Source organism: Citrobacter sp. TBCS-14, assembly GCF_005280805.1.
Taxonomy (GTDB): Bacteria; Pseudomonadota; Gammaproteobacteria; order Enterobacterales; family Enterobacteriaceae; genus Citrobacter; species Citrobacter gillenii.
Window position 1 is genome coordinate 61,553 of the sequence record NZ_SZWM01001195.1, and the last position, 18,331, is coordinate 79,883.

Annotated in this window: 16 protein-coding genes; 4 read left to right on the forward strand and 12 right to left on the reverse strand. The window is 53.6% G+C overall.

What is annotated here, in order from left to right; all coding sequences use genetic code 11:
* Positions 1 to 11 precede the first annotated feature (11 nt).
* The gene (gltB, locus tag FDX22_RS25050; RefSeq protein ID WP_135953049.1) at positions 12 to 4,472 is read right to left on the reverse strand and encodes a glutamate synthase large subunit; all 4,461 of its coding nucleotides are present in this window, start codon (positions 4,470 to 4,472) and stop codon (positions 12 to 14) included.
* 687 nt (positions 4,473 to 5,159) lie between these two features.
* Between gltB and FDX22_RS25055 the strand changes: the two genes are divergently transcribed.
* The 4 genes from FDX22_RS25055 (at position 5,160) to mtgA (ending at position 10,226) form a co-directional block, all read left to right on the forward strand.
* Complete coding sequence (locus FDX22_RS25055; RefSeq protein WP_115257371.1) at positions 5,160 to 6,089, forward strand: TIGR01212 family radical SAM protein; 930 nt, start codon at positions 5,160 to 5,162, stop codon at positions 6,087 to 6,089.
* Positions 6,090 to 6,284: 195 nt separating this feature from the next.
* Positions 6,285 to 8,627, forward strand: coding sequence for an aerobic respiration two-component sensor histidine kinase ArcB (arcB, locus tag FDX22_RS25060; protein ID WP_146717941.1), 2,343 nt, complete (start codon positions 6,285 to 6,287; stop codon positions 8,625 to 8,627).
* A gap of 229 nt (positions 8,628 to 8,856) precedes the next feature.
* Positions 8,857 to 9,510: an isoprenoid biosynthesis glyoxalase ElbB gene (elbB, locus tag FDX22_RS25065; protein WP_117342736.1), complete on the forward strand. Its 654-nt coding sequence runs from the start codon at positions 8,857 to 8,859 to the stop codon at positions 9,508 to 9,510.
* The gene (gene mtgA, locus FDX22_RS25070) at positions 9,507 to 10,226 is read left to right on the forward strand and encodes a monofunctional biosynthetic peptidoglycan transglycosylase (protein WP_137400200.1); all 720 of its coding nucleotides are present in this window, start codon (positions 9,507 to 9,509) and stop codon (positions 10,224 to 10,226) included. Before elbB ends, mtgA begins: the two co-directional genes overlap by 4 nt.
* Positions 10,227 to 10,363: 137 nt before the next feature.
* Here the strand turns inward: mtgA and npr are convergent, their stop codons facing one another.
* The 11 genes from npr to FDX22_RS25125 all read right to left on the reverse strand — a co-directional run bounded on the left by npr (position 10,364) and on the right by FDX22_RS25125 (position 18,300).
* A complete protein-coding gene (gene npr / locus FDX22_RS25075; RefSeq protein ID WP_096755498.1) occupies positions 10,364 to 10,636 on the reverse strand; it encodes a PTS phosphocarrier protein NPr in 273 nt (90 codons plus the stop codon).
* On the reverse strand, positions 10,633 to 11,487 hold the full coding sequence (gene rapZ, locus FDX22_RS25080; RefSeq protein ID WP_096755499.1) for an RNase adapter RapZ: 855 nt from the start codon (positions 11,485 to 11,487) through the stop codon (positions 10,633 to 10,635). The genes npr and rapZ overlap by 4 nt, the downstream gene beginning before the upstream one ends.
* 45 nt (positions 11,488 to 11,532) lie before the next feature.
* On the reverse strand, positions 11,533 to 12,024 hold the full coding sequence (ptsN, locus tag FDX22_RS25085; protein WP_096755500.1) for a PTS IIA-like nitrogen regulatory protein PtsN: 492 nt from the start codon (positions 12,022 to 12,024) through the stop codon (positions 11,533 to 11,535).
* An 83-nt stretch (positions 12,025 to 12,107) separates the two neighbouring features.
* Positions 12,108 to 12,395, reverse strand: coding sequence for a ribosome hibernation promoting factor (gene hpf / locus FDX22_RS25090; protein ID WP_003025078.1), 288 nt, complete (start codon positions 12,393 to 12,395; stop codon positions 12,108 to 12,110).
* A gap of 22 nt (positions 12,396 to 12,417) precedes the next feature.
* Positions 12,418 to 13,851, reverse strand: a complete 1,434-nt coding sequence (gene rpoN / locus FDX22_RS25095; RefSeq protein ID WP_135911328.1) for an RNA polymerase factor sigma-54 — start codon at positions 13,849 to 13,851, stop codon at positions 12,418 to 12,420.
* 46 nt (positions 13,852 to 13,897) lie between these two features.
* A complete protein-coding gene (lptB, locus tag FDX22_RS25100; protein WP_040234138.1) occupies positions 13,898 to 14,623 on the reverse strand; it encodes an LPS export ABC transporter ATP-binding protein in 726 nt (241 codons plus the stop codon).
* A 6-nt stretch (positions 14,624 to 14,629) separates the two neighbouring features.
* Positions 14,630 to 15,184, reverse strand: coding sequence for a lipopolysaccharide ABC transporter substrate-binding protein LptA (gene lptA, locus FDX22_RS25105; RefSeq protein ID WP_115257377.1), 555 nt, complete (start codon positions 15,182 to 15,184; stop codon positions 14,630 to 14,632).
* On the reverse strand, positions 15,153 to 15,728 hold the full coding sequence (gene lptC / locus FDX22_RS25110) for an LPS export ABC transporter periplasmic protein LptC (protein WP_115257378.1): 576 nt from the start codon (positions 15,726 to 15,728) through the stop codon (positions 15,153 to 15,155). Before lptC ends, lptA begins: the two co-directional genes overlap by 32 nt.
* A complete protein-coding gene (gene kdsC / locus FDX22_RS25115; RefSeq protein WP_115257379.1) occupies positions 15,725 to 16,291 on the reverse strand; it encodes a 3-deoxy-manno-octulosonate-8-phosphatase KdsC in 567 nt (188 codons plus the stop codon). The genes lptC and kdsC overlap by 4 nt, the downstream gene beginning before the upstream one ends.
* A 31-nt stretch (positions 16,292 to 16,322) precedes the next feature.
* Positions 16,323 to 17,309 carry an arabinose-5-phosphate isomerase KdsD gene (kdsD, locus tag FDX22_RS25120; RefSeq protein ID WP_096755505.1) on the reverse strand — a complete coding sequence of 329 codons (987 nt, stop codon included), beginning with the start codon at positions 17,307 to 17,309 and terminating at the stop codon, positions 16,323 to 16,325.
* A 13-nt stretch (positions 17,310 to 17,322) separates the two neighbouring features.
* Positions 17,323 to 18,300, reverse strand: coding sequence for a calcium/sodium antiporter (locus tag FDX22_RS25125; RefSeq protein WP_096755506.1), 978 nt, complete (start codon positions 18,298 to 18,300; stop codon positions 17,323 to 17,325).
* Between the last annotated feature and the right edge of the window lie 31 nt (positions 18,301 to 18,331).

The following is an 18,331-nucleotide window of genomic DNA, read 5'->3' on the forward strand; positions in this document are numbered from 1 at the left end:
GCTGCTACCCCTTACTGCGCCTGCACGCGCAGCTCAGCTGCGCTACGACTACGGTGACCCAACAGTGCTTTCACATCACTGGACTTCGGTTTAACCAGTGCGAATTTCGCCGAGAATGCCGGCCAGTTGGCCAGGATCTCTTCTCCGCGTGACGAACCGGTATGCTGTACATGCTCGGTGATCAGTCCACGCAAATGCTCTTCGTGGATAGCCAGCGAGTCCACGCTCAGGACTTCGACCAGTTCCGGATTCACGCGTTTGCGGAATTCGCCGTCTTCGTCCAGCACGTAGGCGAACCCGCCCGTCATGCCAGCGCCGAAGTTGACGCCCGTTTTACCGAGAATACAGACGATGCCGCCGGTCATGTATTCACAGCCGTTGTCACCGATGCCTTCGACCACGGTGATGGCACCTGAGTTACGTACCCCAAAGCGTTCACCCGCGCGACCTGCGGCAAACAGACGACCGCCGGTTGCGCCGTACAGGCAGGTGTTGCCGATGATGCTCGCTTCATGGCTGCGGAAGGCAGAACCGACCGGAGGACGTACCGCCAGCAGGCCGCCCGCCATACCTTTACCGACATAGTCGTTGGCATCGCCGGTCAGATACAGCTCCACGCCGCCCGCGTTCCACACGCCAAAGCTCTGGCCTGCGGTACCGCTGAAATGCGCCTTGATCGGGTCGGAAGCCAACCCCTGATCGCCGTGCGTCTGAGCGATATAGCCCGACAGTGATGCGCCGACAGAACGGTCGGTGTTGCGGATGTCGAACCAGAAAGTTTTACTCTGGCGCTCATCAACAAATGGTTTGGCCTGTTGCAGCAACTGCGCGTTGAGCACGCCGTTGTCGAACGGTGGGTTGTTCTCAGTACAGTACACCGCTTTGCCTGGGTGAGGTTGTGCGGTTTCCAGCAGATGAGACAGCTCCAGTTTCTGCTGCTTGGCAGTATACCCGTCCAGCTCTTTGAGCAGGTCGGTACGGCCAATCAGATCCACCAGGCGTGTTACGCCAAGCGATGCCATCAGCTCGCGGGTTTCACGGGCGACAAACTCAAAGTAGTTGGTCACTTTGAACGGCAGACCGTGGTAGTGGTTCTTACGCAGTTTTTCGTCCTGGGTTGCTACACCGGTTGCACAGTTGTTCAGGTGGCAAATACGCAGGTATTTACAGCCCAGCGCGACCATCGGCCCGGTACCAAAGCCGAAGCTTTCCGCGCCGAGAATGGCTGCTTTGATGATGTCGACGCCGGTTTTCAGACCGCCATCAACTTGTAAACGGATCTTATGGCGCAGACCGTTAGCCACCAGTGCCTGCTGAGTTTCTACCAGCCCCAGTTCCCACGGACAACCTGCGTATTTCACCGAAGAGAGCGGGCTGGCACCGGTGCCGCCGTCGTAACCGGCAATGGTTATCAGATCCGCGTAGGCTTTTGCCACGCCAGTGGCGATGGTGCCGACGCCCGGTTCGGAAACCAGCTTCACAGAGATCATCGCCTTCGGGTTAACCTGTTTTAAGTCGAAAATCAGCTGCGCCAGGTCCTCGATAGAGTAGATATCGTGGTGTGGCGGCGGGGAGATCAGCGTCACGCCCGGCACCGAATAACGCAGTTTGGCGATGTACGGAGTAACTTTATCTCCCGGTAACTGACCGCCTTCGCCGGGCTTCGCGCCTTGTGCGACCTTAATCTGAATGACGTCAGCGTTGACCAGATACGCCGGGGTTACACCGAAGCGACCAGAAGCCACCTGCTTGATGCGTGACACCTTGTTGGTGCCATAGCGTGCTGGGTCCTCACCGCCTTCGCCGGAGTTGGAATTGCCGCCGATGCTGTTCATCGCTTCGGCCAGCGCTTCGTGCGCTTCCGGGCTTAACGCGCCGATGGACATGGCTGCGGTATCAAAACGTTTAAACAACTCGGTTGCGGGTTCGACGTCGTCAATACTTACTGCTTCATTGCCAGGTGCGATAGCCAGCAGATCGCGCAGCGTTGCTGCCGGACGCTCGTTAACCAACTTAGCGTATTGCTGGTAGTCGCTGTATTCGCCGCTTTGTACTGCCTGTTGCAGGGTGCGTACTACGTCCGGGTTGTAGGCGTGGTATTCGCCACCGTGAACGTACTTCAGCAGGCCGCCCTGGCTAATCGGTTTGCGCGCCAGCCAGGCATGTTTGGAGAGGTTCAGCAGATCCTGCTGGAAGTCGGCAAAGCCTGCGCCGCTGATGCGACTGACCACGCCCTGGAAGCACAGTGCCACCACGTCGTCATGCAGACCGACGGCTTCAAACAGCTTCGAACAGCGGTAGGAGGCGATGGTCGAAATGCCCATTTTGGACATGATTTTGTACAGACCTTTGTTGATGCCGTTACGGTAGTTCAGCATCACGGTCCGGTAATCTTTGGCAATAGCGTGAGTGTCAATCAGACGCCCCAGCGTTTCATAGGCCAGATACGGATAGATTGCTGTGGCACCAAAGCCGAGGAGTACCGCGAAGTGATGTGGATCGCGGGTACTGGCGGTTTCGACGATGATGTTAGCGTCGCAGCGCAGGTTTTGTTCCACCAGACGCGTTTGCACCGCACCAACCGCCATCGGTGCCGGGACCGGCAGGCGATTTTTGGCGATGTTACGGTCAGAGAGCACCAGCAATACCGTGCCGTTACGCACCATCTGTTCGGCTTTATCGCACAGCGCCTTGACGGTCTCTTCCAGCGTGGTTTCACTCACGTCGAAGGTGATATCGAGCCGGTCAGCGCGATAATGTTCCTCTTTCATGGTGGTGAGCTGGGTGAAATCAGAGTACAGCAGGATCGGTGATTTAAAGCTCAGGCGATGCGCCTGGCCTTCGGCTTCACAGAAGACGTTCATCTCACGACCAATGCTGGTGGCCAGCGACATCACGTGCGCTTCACGCAGCGGATCGATAGGCGGGTTGGTCACCTGCGCGAACTGTTGACGGAAGTAGTCATAAATGATGCGCGGCTGGCTGGAAAGCACGGCAAACGGGGTGTCATCGCCCATTGAACCGACCGCTTCCTGGCCGTTTTCACCCAACACGCGAATCACGGAATCCAGTTCTTCGGCGCTGTAGTTAAACTGTTTTTGGTAGCTGGCAAGGGTGTCGTCGTCCAGCTCACGGCTGCCGACTTGATCGTCAGCCAGGTCTTCAAACGGCACCAGACGGCGGACGTTCTTTTCCATCCACTCTTTGTACGGATGGCGACTTTTCAGGTCATCATCGGTTTCCGCCGAGTGCAGAATGCGACCCGAGCGGGTGTCGATCACCATCAGTTCGCCGGGACCGACGCGACCTTTCTCGACGACTTCATCGGGCTGATAATCCCAGATACCCACTTCGGAGGCGCAGGTGATGAGCTTGTCTTTGGTGATGACGTAGCGCGCCGGGCGCAGGCCGTTACGGTCAAGGTTACAGGCGGCAAAGCGACCGTCAGACATGACAATGCCTGCCGGGCCGTCCCACGGCTCCATGTGCATGGAGTTAAAGTCAAAGAATGCGCGCAGCTCCGGGTCCATATCTGGGTTGTTCTGCCAGGCTGGTGGCACCAGCAGGCGCATCGCGCGGATGATGTCCATCCCGCCTGCCAGCAGCAGTTCGAGCATGTTATCCATTGAGCTGGAGTCGGAGCCGGTTTCGTTGACGAACGGCGCGGCATCGTGGAGATCCGGGATCAGCGGGGTCTGGAACTTATATGTACGGGCGCGCGCCCACTGGCGGTTACCGGTAATGGTATTGATTTCGCCGTTGTGCGCCAGGTAGCGGAACGGTTGGGCCAGCGGCCAGCGCGGTACGGTGTTGGTGGAAAAGCGCTGGTGGAACAGGCAGATGGCCGATTCCAGACGCAGGTCCGCGAGGTCCAGGTAAAAGCGCGGCAGATCCGCCGGCATACACAGACCTTTATAGATATTGACCAGATTGGACAAGCTACAGACGTAGAAGTCTTTATCGTCCTGTAAACGTTTTTCGATGCGGCGACGCGCGATGAACAGACGGCGCTCCATATCGCGTGGACGCCAGCCCGCAGGGGCGTTAACAAAAATTTGCTCAATACGGGGCAGGGAGGAGAGGGCAATTTCACCGAGAACACCGTCGTTGGTCGGCACGTCGCGCCAGCCCACAATCGACAGGGTTTCCTGCTGTAACTCTTCTTCAACGATGCGACGAGATGCCGCCGCCAGTTCAGCGTCTTTATTTAAAAAGATCATGCCGACCGCGTAGTTTTTGGCTAAACGCCAGCCGCGCTCTTGCGCAACAATGCGGAAAAAGCGATCGGGTTTTTGTAATAACAGGCCACAGCCGTCGCCGGTTTTACCGTCCGCGAGGATGGCTCCACGGTGCTGCATACGGGCTAGTGCGTGTATGGCGGTACGCACTACCTTGTGGCTAGGTTCGCCTTCTATGTGGGCGATCAGGCCGAAACCACAGTTATCCTTCTCAAGGGATTTATCGTACAACATATCAGTGAACCTCCCCAGGCTCTGCGGGACGCCTCTCCGATACCGTTTGCGCACAGGCACACCAAGAGCATGGCGACGGGGGTTGCGCGTTATACGCTCACCTCGCATTCGCCCTCTTTAATCCTTTTCGCATAGGTCAAACAAGTTTGAGGACTTGCTTCAGAGGGAATCTCAATTACTGCATAAATATGATGAGCAGGCTGCTCATCCAGAAAGCTTCCAGCGGATTTCCACGTTATCGGGAATCCACACACAGGTCAAATGGCAATCTTATTTATGCAGAAATGTGCTATAGGTCGATTAACGATATGAATATATTGAAATTAATAGCGTTTTTACATTGATTTAACGCACAGTGGATGGCGAGGGAAGTGTGATCTGTCTCACTGTCAGAAAGGTCCGTTATCGCTTGTCCTCCCTTTGTTTATCGCGATGTTTGGTATTTTATGCTGGTTTATAGAGTTTACGCGTCTTAAAGATACTGTTTTTATCCGTTGGCCGTCGGAAGATAAAAAAAATCATCGGATATAAGGAAAAGTAATCACATTTTGATTGAATGAAATTTCATTTATTTTGCTTGAATATGCAATGAGTAAAAGCAAGCCGGGGCGATTGATCCAGGTCATCGCCGACGGGGGCTAAAAATGGCAGGCTTTGGCCTCTTTTCAAGGCGCGGTCTATCAGATTATGCAGTTACAGAAATTAGTCAATATGTTTGGTGGGGATCTTTCTCGTCGTTATGGGCAAAAGGTTCATAAACTCACGCTGCACGGCGGGTTTAGCTGCCCAAATCGCGATGGCACCATTGGACGTGGCGGGTGCACCTTCTGTAATGTCGCCTCCTTTGCCGATGAGGCACAGCAGCATCATTCGATTGCTGAGCAGCTCGAACATCAGGCTCAACTGGTGAATCGCGCCAAGCGCTACCTGGCCTATTTTCAGGCTTATACCAGCACGTTTGCCGAAGTGCAGGTGCTGCGTTCGATGTACCAGCAGGCGGTCACTCAGGCCAATATTGTCGGGCTGTGCGTCGGGACACGCCCTGACTGCGTGCCAGAGGCGGTGCTCGATCTGCTGTGCGAATATAAAGATCAGGGCTACGAGGTGTGGTTGGAACTGGGGCTGCAAACGGCCCATGATAAAACGCTGCACCGTATTAACCGTGGGCATGACTTTGCCTGCTATCAACGCACCACGCAGTTGGCGCGTGAGCGTGGGTTGAAAGTGTGCTCACATCTGATTGTCGGCCTGCCGGGAGAAGGGCAAGCGGAATGTCTGCAAACGCTGGCGCGCGTGGTGGAGACCGGCGTTGATGGCATTAAGCTGCATCCGCTGCATATCGTGAAGGGCAGCATTATGGCGAAGGCCTGGGAAGCAGGGCGTCTGAGCGGTATTGAGCTGGCCGATTACACCGTGACGGCGGGCGAGATGATTCGCCATACGCCGCCAGAGGTTATTTATCATCGTATTTCTGCCAGCGCCCGTCGCCCGACGTTACTGGCGCCGCTGTGGTGTGAAAATCGCTGGACCGGGATGGTCGAACTGGACCGTTATCTCAATGAGCATGGTGTACAAGGCTCCGCTCTTGGAACGCCGTGGGCTCAGCCGGGGAGCTAACCCTCTGTAGGCCGGATAAGGCAAAGCCGACCTCCGGCAATCTGCGCCTGCTTGCCTGATGGCGCTTCGCTTATCAGGTCTACGATGACCTCTCCTCAGTCATTTCACCGATAGCCTCCGCATTTATTGCACAATCTCAAACGTCACGCCGAGAATTGAGTATTATTGTGCCAAGTTGTCGTGAAGGAACCCTCTATGAAGCAAATTCGAATGCTGGCGCAGTATTATGTCGACCTGATGATGAAATTAGGTCTGGTGCGCTTTTCGCTGCTATTGGCGCTGGCTCTGGTGGTGTTGGCCATAGTGGTGCAAATGGCCGTCACCATGGTGCTGCATGGCCAGGTAGAAAGTATTGATGTAATACGTTCCATCTTTTTTGGCCTGTTAATTACCCCCTGGGCGGTCTATTTCCTGTCAGTGGTCGTGGAGCAACTGGAGGAGTCCCGGCAACGCCTGTCACGACTGGTGCAGAAGCTGGAAGAGATGCGCGAACGCGATCTCAAGCTTAACGTGCAGTTAAAGGACAATATTGCGCAGCTTAACCAGGAGATTGTCGAACGTGAAAAGGCGGAAGCGGAGCGCCAGGAAACGTTTGAACAACTCAAAGTCGAAATTAAAGAGCGTGAAGAAGCGCAGATCCAACTGGAACAACAATCCTCTTTTCTGCGTTCTTTTCTCGATGCTTCACCGGATCTGGTTTTTTATCGCAATGAAGATAAAGAGTTCTCCGGCTGTAACCGCGCCATGGAATTGCTGACAGGCAAGAGCGAAAAGCAACTGGTGAATTTAAAACCGATTGAAGTTTACTCGCCAGAAGCGGCTGAAAAAGTTATCGAAACCGACGAGAAAGTGTTCCGCCATAATGTCTCGTTGACCTATGAACAATGGCTGGATTACCCGGACGGACGTAAAGCCTGCTTTGAAATTCGTAAAGTGCCTTATTACGACCGCGTCGGTAAACGACACGGCCTGATGGGCTTTGGCCGCGATATTACCGAGCGCAAGCGCTACCAGGATGCACTTGAACGTGCCAGCCGTGACAAGACGACCTTTATTTCCACCATCAGCCACGAACTGCGTACGCCGCTGAACGGTATTGTCGGTTTGAGTCGGATCCTGCTGGATACGGATCTGACCGCAGAGCAGGAAAAATACCTGAAAACTATCCATGTTTCTGCCGTTACGCTTGAGAATATTTTCAACGATATTATCGACATGGATAAGATGGAGCGGCGTAAAGTTCAGCTCGATAACCAGCCGATAGATTTCACCAGCTTTATGGCGGATCTGGAAAACCTCTCCGGCCTGCAGGCGCAGCAAAAAGGGCTGCGCTTTGTACTTGATCCGACCTTGCCGCTGCCGCATAAGGTCATTACCGACGGGACGCGTCTGCGTCAAATCCTGTGGAATCTGATCAGCAACGCCGTGAAGTTTACCCAGAAAGGGCAGGTCACCGTGCGGGCGCGCTATGACAAAGGCAACATGCTGCATTTTGAAGTGGAAGATTCTGGTATCGGTATTCCGCAGGATGAGCAGGATAAAATCTTCGCCATGTATTATCAGGTGAAGGACAGCAATGGCGGTAAACCGGCCACCGGGACCGGGACCGGGATTGGTCTGGCGGTGTCTCGTCGTCTGGCGAAAAACATGGGCGGCGATATTACGGTTTCCAGCCAGCCGGGGAAAGGTTCCGTCTTTACCCTTACCGTTCATGCCCCAGCCGTTGCGGAAGAGATTGAAGACGCCTTCGAAGAAGACGACATGCCGTTGCCTGCCCTGAATGTGCTGCTGGTTGAGGACATTGAACTGAACGTGATTGTCGCCCGTTCGGTGCTGGAAAAACTGGGTAACAGCGTGGACGTCGCCATGACCGGGAAAGCCGCGCTGGAAATGTTCAAACCGGGTGAGGACGACCTGGTGCTGTTGGATATTCAGTTGCCGGATATGACGGGTCTGGATATCTCCAGAGAGTTAACGCAAAAGTACGCGCGGGAAGATCTGCCGCCGCTGGTGGCGCTCACTGCTAACGTTCTGAAAGACAAAAAAGAATATCTGGAAGCGGGTATGGATGACGTGCTGAGCAAGCCACTGTCGGTACCGGCGTTAACCGCCATGATTAAAAAATACTGGGATACCCGAAACAAAGAGGAGAGCACTGTGACATCTGAAGAAAGCAGTAAATCGCAAGCGCTGTTAGATATTCCCATGTTGGAACAATACCTCGAGCTGGTGGGACCGAAGTTAATTACCGACGGATTGGCGGTATTTGAGAAGATGATGCCGGGTTATTTAAGTGTGCTGGAGTCCAACCTGACCGCGCGTGATAAAAAAGGCGTTGTTGAGGAAGGCCATAAAATCAAAGGTGCCGCGGGGTCAGTGGGACTGCGCCATCTGCAGCAGCTGGGTCAGCAAATTCAATCCCCGGACCTTCCTGCCTGGGAGGACAACGTGGGGGAATGGATTGAAGAGATGAAGCAGGAGTGGCAGCACGACGTGGCGGTATTAAGAGCCTGGGTGGCGAGTGTTGAAAAAAAATGACCCCGGCTTAGCCGGGGTGCGCGAATACTGCGCCAACACCAGGGAAATCGTGGCTGCGCCGTAAATTATTATCATTGTTTACAAGGGCGCAGCCCTAATTTTCAGGCCGCACGCAGTTAAGATAGCAAATCTTAAATAATTTGTTACATGAATCAGTTAAATGTGTGAAGCGTAGCATTTTAATAAGAATTATTAATATGCTACAGCCAGTTGCGAAAGGAGTATCACGATGAAGAAAATTGGCGTAGTGCTCGGTGGATGCGGCGTGTATGACGGCTCGGAGATCCATGAAGCCGTGTTAACGCTGCTGGCTATTGCCCGCAACGGGGCTCAGGCCATCTGCTTTGCGCCGGATAAACAACAAGCAGATGTGATTAATCATCTGACGGGCGAACCCATGCAGGAGACCCGCAATGTCCTGATTGAGGCTGCACGTATAACCCGTGGTGATATTCGCCCGCTTGCCCAGGCGGTCTCTGCTGAACTGGATGCGCTGATTGTCCCAGGTGGATTCGGTGCAGCGAAGAACCTGAGCAATTTCGCCAGCCAGGGAAGCGAATGCCGGGTGGATAGCGACTTAGCCGCGCTGGCAGTCGCCATGCATCAATCCGGTAAGCCGTTGGGGTTCATGTGTATTGCTCCAGCGATGCTGCCTAAAATATTCGATTTTCCGCTGCGTCTGACGATTGGCACCGATATCGATACTGCGGAAGTGCTGGAGGATATGGGGGCAGAGCATGTGCCGTGTCCGGTCGATGATATTGTGGTTGATGAAGACCACAAAATCGTCACCACGCCGGCTTATATGCTGGCGCAGGATATTGCCCAGGCGGCGAGCGGTATCGACAAGCTGGTCTCGCGTGTGCTGGTGCTGACTGAATGAAAAAAGGGGTGACCGCCAGTTTGCGGCGACTCTTTCTGCGGGCGGTCATTGTCCTCGCCGTGTTCTGGGGCGGGGGCATCGCCCTCTTCAGCGTGCTGCCCGTGCCCTTTTCAGCGGTGATGGCTGAACGACAAATTAGCGCCTGGTTGCACGGTGATTTCGGCTATGTGGCGCATTCTGACTGGGTCAGTATGGATGAGATCTCACCGTGGATGGGGCTGGCGGTTATTGCCGCAGAAGACCAAAAATTTCCGCAGCACTGGGGATTTGATGTCTCTGCGATAGAAAAGGCGCTGGCGCATAATGAGCGCAATGAAAGCCGCATTCGTGGAGCATCGACGCTCTCGCAGCAGACAGCAAAAAATCTCTTTCTGTGGGATGGACGCAGTTGGGTGCGTAAAGGTCTTGAGGCCGGACTCACACTGGGTATGGAAACAGTGTGGAGTAAGAAACGTATTCTGACGGTTTATCTGAATATCGCCGAGTTTGGCGACGGTGTATTCGGCGTAGAAGCGGCAGCACAACGTTATTTCCATAAACCGGCCAGCCGCCTGAGTCAGTCTGAAGCAGCGCTGCTGGCGGCGGTGCTGCCAAATCCTCTGCGTTTTAAGGCGAATGCCCCGTCAGGCTATGTACGTAACCGGCAGGCATGGATCATGCGGCAAATGCGCCAGTTAGGCGGTGAGTCGTTTATGCGGGAAAATAAGCTGTATTAGTCGATGCTGACGCTGTTTTTGTAGGCCTGATAAGCGCAGCGCATCAGGCAGAATACGACACAACGACATTGCCGGATGTGGCGTAAACGCCTTATCCGACCTACTCGCTACGTGCTGAAATGGTAGCTCTGTACTGACTAATCCTCGTCAAACCCCGAATTAAACAGCGCAATCACCGCTGCCAGGGCTTCTACTTCCTGTGGGCCAGAGGCTTCAACCTCTATCTGGCGACCTTTGGCGGAATCCAGCATCAGCAGGGCGATGACGCTGTTCGCTTCCGCCTCTGTACCTTCATCGTTACGCAACAGCACTTCCGCCTCAAAACCCTGCATTAATTCAAACAGCTTCATCGCAGGCCGGGCGTGCATGCCCAGCTTATTGGTGATTTCGACAGTCTGTTTTACGGTCATGATTTGCGTTTTTCCAGCGTGCGATGGCGTGACTGCACGTTTTTACCGCGAGAGCGGAAGTAGTCAGCCAGTTGCTCTGCAATATACACCGATCGGTGTTTCCCGCCGGTACAGCCGATGGCTACGGTGAGGTAGCTGCGGTTGTTAGTCTCCAGCATCGGTAACCATAGCTCAAGATAGCTGCGAGTCTGGTAGATAAAATTGTGTACTTCTGTGTGACGGTCGAGAAACGCGGCAACGGGCCTGTCCAGGCCGGTCATCGGGCGCAGTTTAGGGTCCCAGTGTGGATTTGGCAGGAAGCGCACGTCAAAGACGTAATCCGCATCAATCGGGATGCCGTGCTTGAAGCCAAAGGACTCGAATACCATGGTCAGTTCACGTTCACGTTTGCCCAGCAGTCGGGTACGCAACATTTCTGCCAGCTCGTGCACGGACATTTCAGAGGTATCGACGATCAGGTCCGCGCGAGAACGCAGTGGCTCCAGTAAGTCACTTTCCTTATCGATAGCACTTTCCAGTGACAGATTTTTGCTGGAGAGTGGGTGCAGTCGACGGGTATCACTGTAGCGACGGATCAGCGTGTTACGATCAGCATCGAGGAACAGCAGCTGCGGCGAGAAACCTTCAGGCAGGTTATTCATTGCCTGCTCGAAAATTTCTGGTGACTCAGGCATATTGCGCACATCAATGCTGACGGCCGCAGAAATTTGGCTATCGGCCAGGGTGCGGGCCAGATCGGGCAACAGCACTACGGGAAGGTTATCCACGCAGTAAAAACCCATATCTTCCAGCGCTCGCAGGGCAACAGATTTGCCTGACCCTGAACGACCGCTGACGATCATCAGTACCATGTACTGTTTCTCCTCACAACGACAAAAAAGGGTGCCATTGGGTTGTTATGCTTCATCCTGTACACCTTCGGTGTCCGTGATGATTTGATACAGCTCCTGATCGCTCTGCGCGGAACGCAGGCGGCGACAGATGGTTTTATCCGCCAGACGTTTTGCAACCAGTGACAAGGTGTGCAAATGCGTCTTGGTTTGGTCTGCGGGAACCAGCAGGGCGAACAACAGATCGACCGGTTGATTATCAATGGCGTCGAATGCGATAGGCGTTTCGAGCTGCACAAACACGCCGACCGCGCGCATCGTGTCTTCTTCCAGCTTTCCGTGCGGAATGGCAATACCATTGCCGATGCCGGTACTGCCCATTTTTTCACGCGTCAGAATGGCTTCAAATACCACCTGAGAAGGCAAGCTGAGCTGCTTTGCTGCCAGTTCGCTGATGATTTCCAGAGCGCGTTTTTTGCTTTGGCAGTGAACACCAGAGCGCGTACATTCCTGGTTAAGAACAGTACTCAGTTGTAGAGTCGTATCGTTATTTGTCATAATTTCACCTAAGCGCTAACTGTACAAATGGCCCGTTGTGCTGCACAACAGGCCGTCCTGCACCCGCTAACTGCCCGGACAAGTTAGTGCTGTTTCAGTTTATCTTTATGTTTTGTTAACTGCCGAGCCAGTTTATCAATTAAACCGTCAATGGCTGCGTACATATCCTGACCTTCCGCGCTGGCATGAATTTCGCCACCGTTCACATGCAGTGTTGCATCCGAGATGTGTGTCACCTTCTCCACCTTCAACACAATATAGACCTGATTAATCCGGTCGAAATATTGCTCAAGTTTGGCGAACTTTGTGTTCACAAAGTCACGCAGTGCTTCAGTGATTTCGACGTTGTTTCCAGTGATGTTGAGCTGCATAGTGTCTTCCTTATCGGTTGGGTCAGACCAGCTGTTTGCGCTGGTTAGACGGCGGAATGGATAAAGACTCTCGGTACTTCGCAACGGTGCGGCGCGCCACCATGATACCCTGTTCTGACAGCATAGAGGTTAACTTGCTGTCACTCAGCGGTTTCGCAGGGTTCTCCGCAGCAATTAATTTCTTCACCAGTGCGCGTATCGCTGTAGAAGAGGCTTCGCCCCCGCCCTCAGTGTTGACGTGGCTGGAAAAGAAATACTTGAGTTCAAAAATGCCGCGTGGACTGTGCAGATACTTTTGCGTGGTCACTCGGGAAATGGTTGATTCGTGCATCTCGACGGCCTGGGCGATATCCGCCAGCACCATCGGCTTCATAAATTCTTCGCCTTTCTCAAAGAAGGCTTGCTGTTGCTCAACGATACATCGACTGACGCGCAACAGCGTGTCGTTACGGCTTTCCAGACTTTTAATCAGCCACTTTGCATCCTGGAGATTGGTGCGAATAAACTGGCTGTCGGCATCGTTGCGCGCGCCATTGCACATGGCGGCATAGTGCTGATTAATCTGTAGACGCGGAATGCTGTCGCTGTTCAGTTCGACGACCCAACGATCGTTATGTTTGCGCACCAGTACATCTGGGATCACGTACTCTGGCTCACCGGTTTGGATCGACTGCCCGGGTCTCGGATCCAGCGACTGGATCAGGTTGACGGCTTCTTTCAGCACATCTTCTTTCAACCGGGTAACGCGCATGAGCGAGCGGAAATCGTGATTGGCTAACAGATCGAGGTGATCGCTGATGATCAGGCGGGCTTCTTCCAGCCATGCTGTGGCTTTGTCAAACTGCGACAGTTGAATCAACAGGCAGTCGCGGAGATCTTTCGCCGCCACGCCAACTGGATCAAAACGTTGAACGCGTTTTAGCACGGCTTCGACTTCATCGAGACCAATGTCGTCATCACCCATGCTCTCGAGAATATCATCCAGAGAAACGGTGAGATATCCGGTGTCATCAACCGCATCGACAATTGACGTCGCAATGGCGCGATCGGTATCCGAGAACGGGGTCAATCCCACTTGCCACATCAGGTAATCTTGTAATGATTGCGTAGTTTCACCCTGATACACAGGCAGTTCGTCGTCGATGTAATCCCCACTGGTGCCCGACGGCGTGCCTGCGGTGTAAATTTCATCCCAACTGGCATCCAGCGGCAGTTCTTCCGGCATCTCTTTTTGTTCGAGAGCATCTGCGGTATCGAGGGAATCGCTGTCCTGTTTTTCCTGGGTATCAATTTCGTCGTGAAGATCGGTTTGCTCGAGCAGTGGGTTACTTTCCAGCGCTTGCTGAAGTTCTTGCTGAAGTTCCAGCGTAGACAACTGCAACAGACGGATAGCCTGTTGTAGCTGAGGCGTCATTGCCAGTTGTTGGCTAAGCCTGAGTTGCAAACCTTGCTTCATGTTCAGAGTGGTTTTCTCCTGCAGTAACGTGACGTCTTCTACCCTATCAGAGTCTGAAGTCTTCCCCAAGGTATACGCGCTTAACGTGTTCGTCTTGCAGTATTTCGGTTGGCGTGCCGTGTGCTATCAGATGTCCCTGACTCACAATATAGGCGCGTTCACAGACCGCCAGCGTTTCACGCACGTTATGGTCGGTGATCAGCACGCCCAGTCCGCTGTCGCGCAGGTGTTCAATGATACGTTTGATATCAATAACGGAGATCGGGTCAACGCCGGCAAACGGTTCATCCAGCAGGATAAATTTCGGATTTGCAGCCAATGCACGAGCGATTTCCACACGGCGACGTTCCCCTCCGGACAGCGACTGTCCCAGGCTGTCACGCAGGTGTTCGATATGGAACTCTTCCATCAGTTCGTTAGCACGATCTTCGCGCTGTTCGCTGGAGAGATCGTCACGAATTTGCAGTACCGCCATCAGGTTATCAAACACGCTCAGACGACGAAAAATAGAGGCTTCCTGCGGTAAATAACCGATGCCGCGACGGGCGCGTGCATGCAGCGGCAGCAGGCTGATGTCTTCGTCATCGATGATGATGTTACCCGCATCGCGCGGCACAATGCCCACCACCATGTAAAAGGTCGTTGTTTTGCCCGCACCGTTAGGGCCGAGCAGACCGACGATCTCCCCGGAGTTGACGGTCAGACTGACGTCTTCCACCACACGGCGGCCTTTATAGGCTTTTGCAAGGTTCTTTGCAGTTAATGTTGCCATAACGAATCAGTTACCTTTTTTCTCTGCCGGAGCTTTGGTTTTGTTTTTATCCTGCAGCTGTGACGGCACTAAAACGGTAGTGACGCGTTTGCCTTTATCGCTGAAGGCCTGCATTTTCTGCTCTTTTACCAGATAGGTAATTTTGTCGCCGGTGATGTTGCTGTCCACCTGCTCCAGATAGGCTTTACCCGTCAGCACAACGAAATCTTTTGCCAGTTCATAGTGCATCTGTAAGGCATGGCCATTAACGGGTTTACCGTTATCCTGCATCTGGTAAAACGTTGCCGGATTGCCGTAGCCATCGATTACTTCTTTACCGTCTTCACCGCCCGGACGGGTCACGACAACCTTATCGGCATTAATTTTGATGGTGCCCTGCGTCACGATAACATTACCGGTAAATGTCACCACGTTACCCTGCATATCCAGGGACTGCTGATCCGATTCAATGTGAATCGGCTGCTCGGTATCGCCGGTGACGGCAAATGCCGGAATGCTGGCGGCCAGAAGGGAGCTGGCAAGCACAAGATTAAGGCTGAGTTTGTTTGTTTTGGATTTCATATGAGGTTCTAACCTTTTCAATCAGCTCGGCGTTCTTGCTGCGTAAATTGCCGCGCATCTTCAGTCCGCTGGAGTTAAATGTTGTTCCATACAACGTGACCAGATCGTTTGAGGTGACATCTTGCGTCACCAGGTTAATCTGCGCGTTATCGGTCGTAATTCTGCGTAGTTGAGAGTCTGCCACCAGGGCGTTGACTTCAACATGGCCATACAGATACAGCATCCGATCCTCAGTCAATTTTGCTTTATCAGCCTTGATAGACCAGGTCGGCACTTTATCCTTATCAAACGTGGTTAATACCGGTTGAGTAAACCACGAAACAGCCTGATCGGAATAATATTCAACGTGTTGAGCGATAAGTCGATAGCTCAGTGCGCCTTCCGGGCTATACACGACAGTGTCGGTATGTTCGCTCTTATAGGTCGGCTCGTTGTTATTGATTACCACCTGAGTGGTGTCGTCTTTGTCTGCCAGGTTAATACCGATCAGCACAAGGACGGCCAGCGACAGTAGAATGATAACCCAACGTCTGGTTTTGCTCATATCGATTGACCTTTGGCCTCGTCCAGTTTGCCCTGCGCCAGGAGTAATAAATCGCAGACCTCACGTACCGCGCCGCGCCCTCCATCAATGCGCGTGACATAGTCGGCACGGGGGATCAGCAGCGGGTGGGCATCCGCTACCGCCACGCTTAATCCGACTTTCGCCATCACCGGCCAGTCGATCAGATCGTCGCCGACGTATGCCACCTGTTCCGGCGCGATCGCCAGCTTGTTGAGCAGATCGTCGAAGGCGACCAGTTTGTCCGACTGTCCCTGGTACAGATGGGTAATCCCCAACGTGTTACAGCGGTCTTCTACAAGTTTAGCCTTTCGTCCGGTAATAATAGCAACCTCGATACCGGAAGTGAGCGCACAACGAATTCCGTAGCCATCACGGACGTTAAACGCCTTGAGCTCTTCGCCGTTGTTGCCCATATAAATCAGGCCATCAGACAGTACGCCATCCACATCAAGGATCAGCAGACGAATATTCTCTGCCCTGGTGATGACTTCAGCGCTGACGGGTCCATAACAGGTCGCAAGCGACGCACCTGCGTTACTCATTTCTTTTATCCTTGCGTTTCTACTCTACTTTTTACACTACGCCTGCACGCAGGAGATCATGCATATGTAACACACCGAGTAAACGGTCGCCATCAGCAACCATCACCGAGGTAATATGGCGGGATTGCATTAAATTCAGAGCGTCCACGGCAAGAATGCCCGGACGCACGCGAATGCCCCCGGGGGTCATCACGTCGGCAATCCCCAACTGGCGAACGTCAACGCCCATATCAAAGACGCGGCGTAAGTCACCATCCGTGAAGATGCCGTCGATCTTCATGGTGTCATCGCAAATGACGGTCATGCCGAGATTTTTACGCGTAATCTCAAGTAACGCATCGCGCAGGCTGGCGTTTTTATTCACATGCGGGATCTCGTCGCCCGTATGCATAATATCGTTAACGCGCAGCAAAAGCTTACGCCCCAGTGCGCCACCGGGGTGCGACAACGCAAAATCTTCCGCAGTAAAGCCGCGGGCTTTCAATAATGCCACGGCGAGCGCATCGCCCATCACCAGCGTCGCGGTTGTGCTGCTGGTCGGCGCCAGACCTAATGGGCAGGCTTCCTTGGGTACTTTAACACACAGATGCACATCTGCTGCACGCGCCATGCTGCTTTCCGGACGACCGGTCATGCAGATAAGCGGGACGTGAAGGCGTTTGAGCACCGGAATTAATGCGGCAATCTCATTGGATTCACCGGAATTAGAAATGGCGATCACCACGTCCTGCGGCGATACCATGCCCAGATCGCCGTGTGCGGCTTCACCAGGATGTACGAAAAAGGACGGCGTACCGGTACTGGCAAACGTGGCGGCCATTTTGCGCCCGATATGCCCGGATTTCCCCATTCCCATCACCACAACTTTACCCGCGCAGTTGACGATTTTCTCACAGGCGAGGGTAAAGTTCAGGTCGATGTACTGATCAAGCTCCGCCAGGCCTTCACGTTCAATAGCCAGGACTTCCTTGCCTGCTTGCTGAAAGTCAAAACCCGGTTGCAACTCTAAGTGCGACATAATGCGTTTCCAGTTATCCAACGAGAAGTGGCGATACCCAATACAGCATCGCCAGCCATATGATAAAACCGCCGGTCAGCAGCGCACCCGCGCCGCGACCAATCTGGCGCGGACGTCGCCAGCAGAGTAATGCAAAAATAACACTTACCAGTAGCATCACACTGTAGTCACGGACGAAGGCCATCGGATTGACCTCGCCCGGTGTGATCAGTGCGGGGAGTCCGAGAACGATAACAATATTAAAAATGTTGGCCCCGATGATGTTGCCGACAGCAATATCATTTTCACCCTTACGCAGGCCCGCGATAGCCGTTGCCAGCTCTGGCAGGCTGGTGCCAATCGCCACCACCGTTAATCCGATGGTGAGTTCGCTCATGGCAAAGTAATTCGCCAGTACGGTGGCGTTATCGACCACCATTCGCGTTGCCATTGGCATAATAATCAGCGCAATGCCCAGCCACAGAAAGGCGACAGGTAGTCCTCCTTCGCGCGGCAGTTCTGCCACTTGCTCCCGGGTCAGGCTGTCATTGCCTTCCCGTTCCGCCAACCGCGCGATTTTAACAATGAATAGCAGCCATAGCACGGCCAGAAGCAGAAGAAAAAAACCATCGCTGCGGCTTAGTTCCCCGTCGTACAGCACGGATGCGGCCAGAATACTGACCAGCAACATTAGCGGTAATTCGCGACGCAGAACATCAGAATGCACGGTAAAAGGGTGAATCAGCGCTGACAGGCCTAAAATCAGGAGAATATTGGTGATGTTTGAGCCGAGCGCGGTGCCGACGGCTAAATCGAGCTGCCCATTCATAGAGGCGGCAACGGAGACAATAATTTCAGGTAACGATGTGCCTATGCTGACGACGGTCATCCCAATGATGATGGGGGGAATGCCGAAGGTGCGGCATAAAATAGAGGCGGCAAATACCAGACGGTCGGCACCGTAGACCACCAGAAGTAAACCAATTATTAACAGCGCCGTCGCTAAAAGCATCTAAAGTCCTTTCTTCAGGTATACTCGCCGG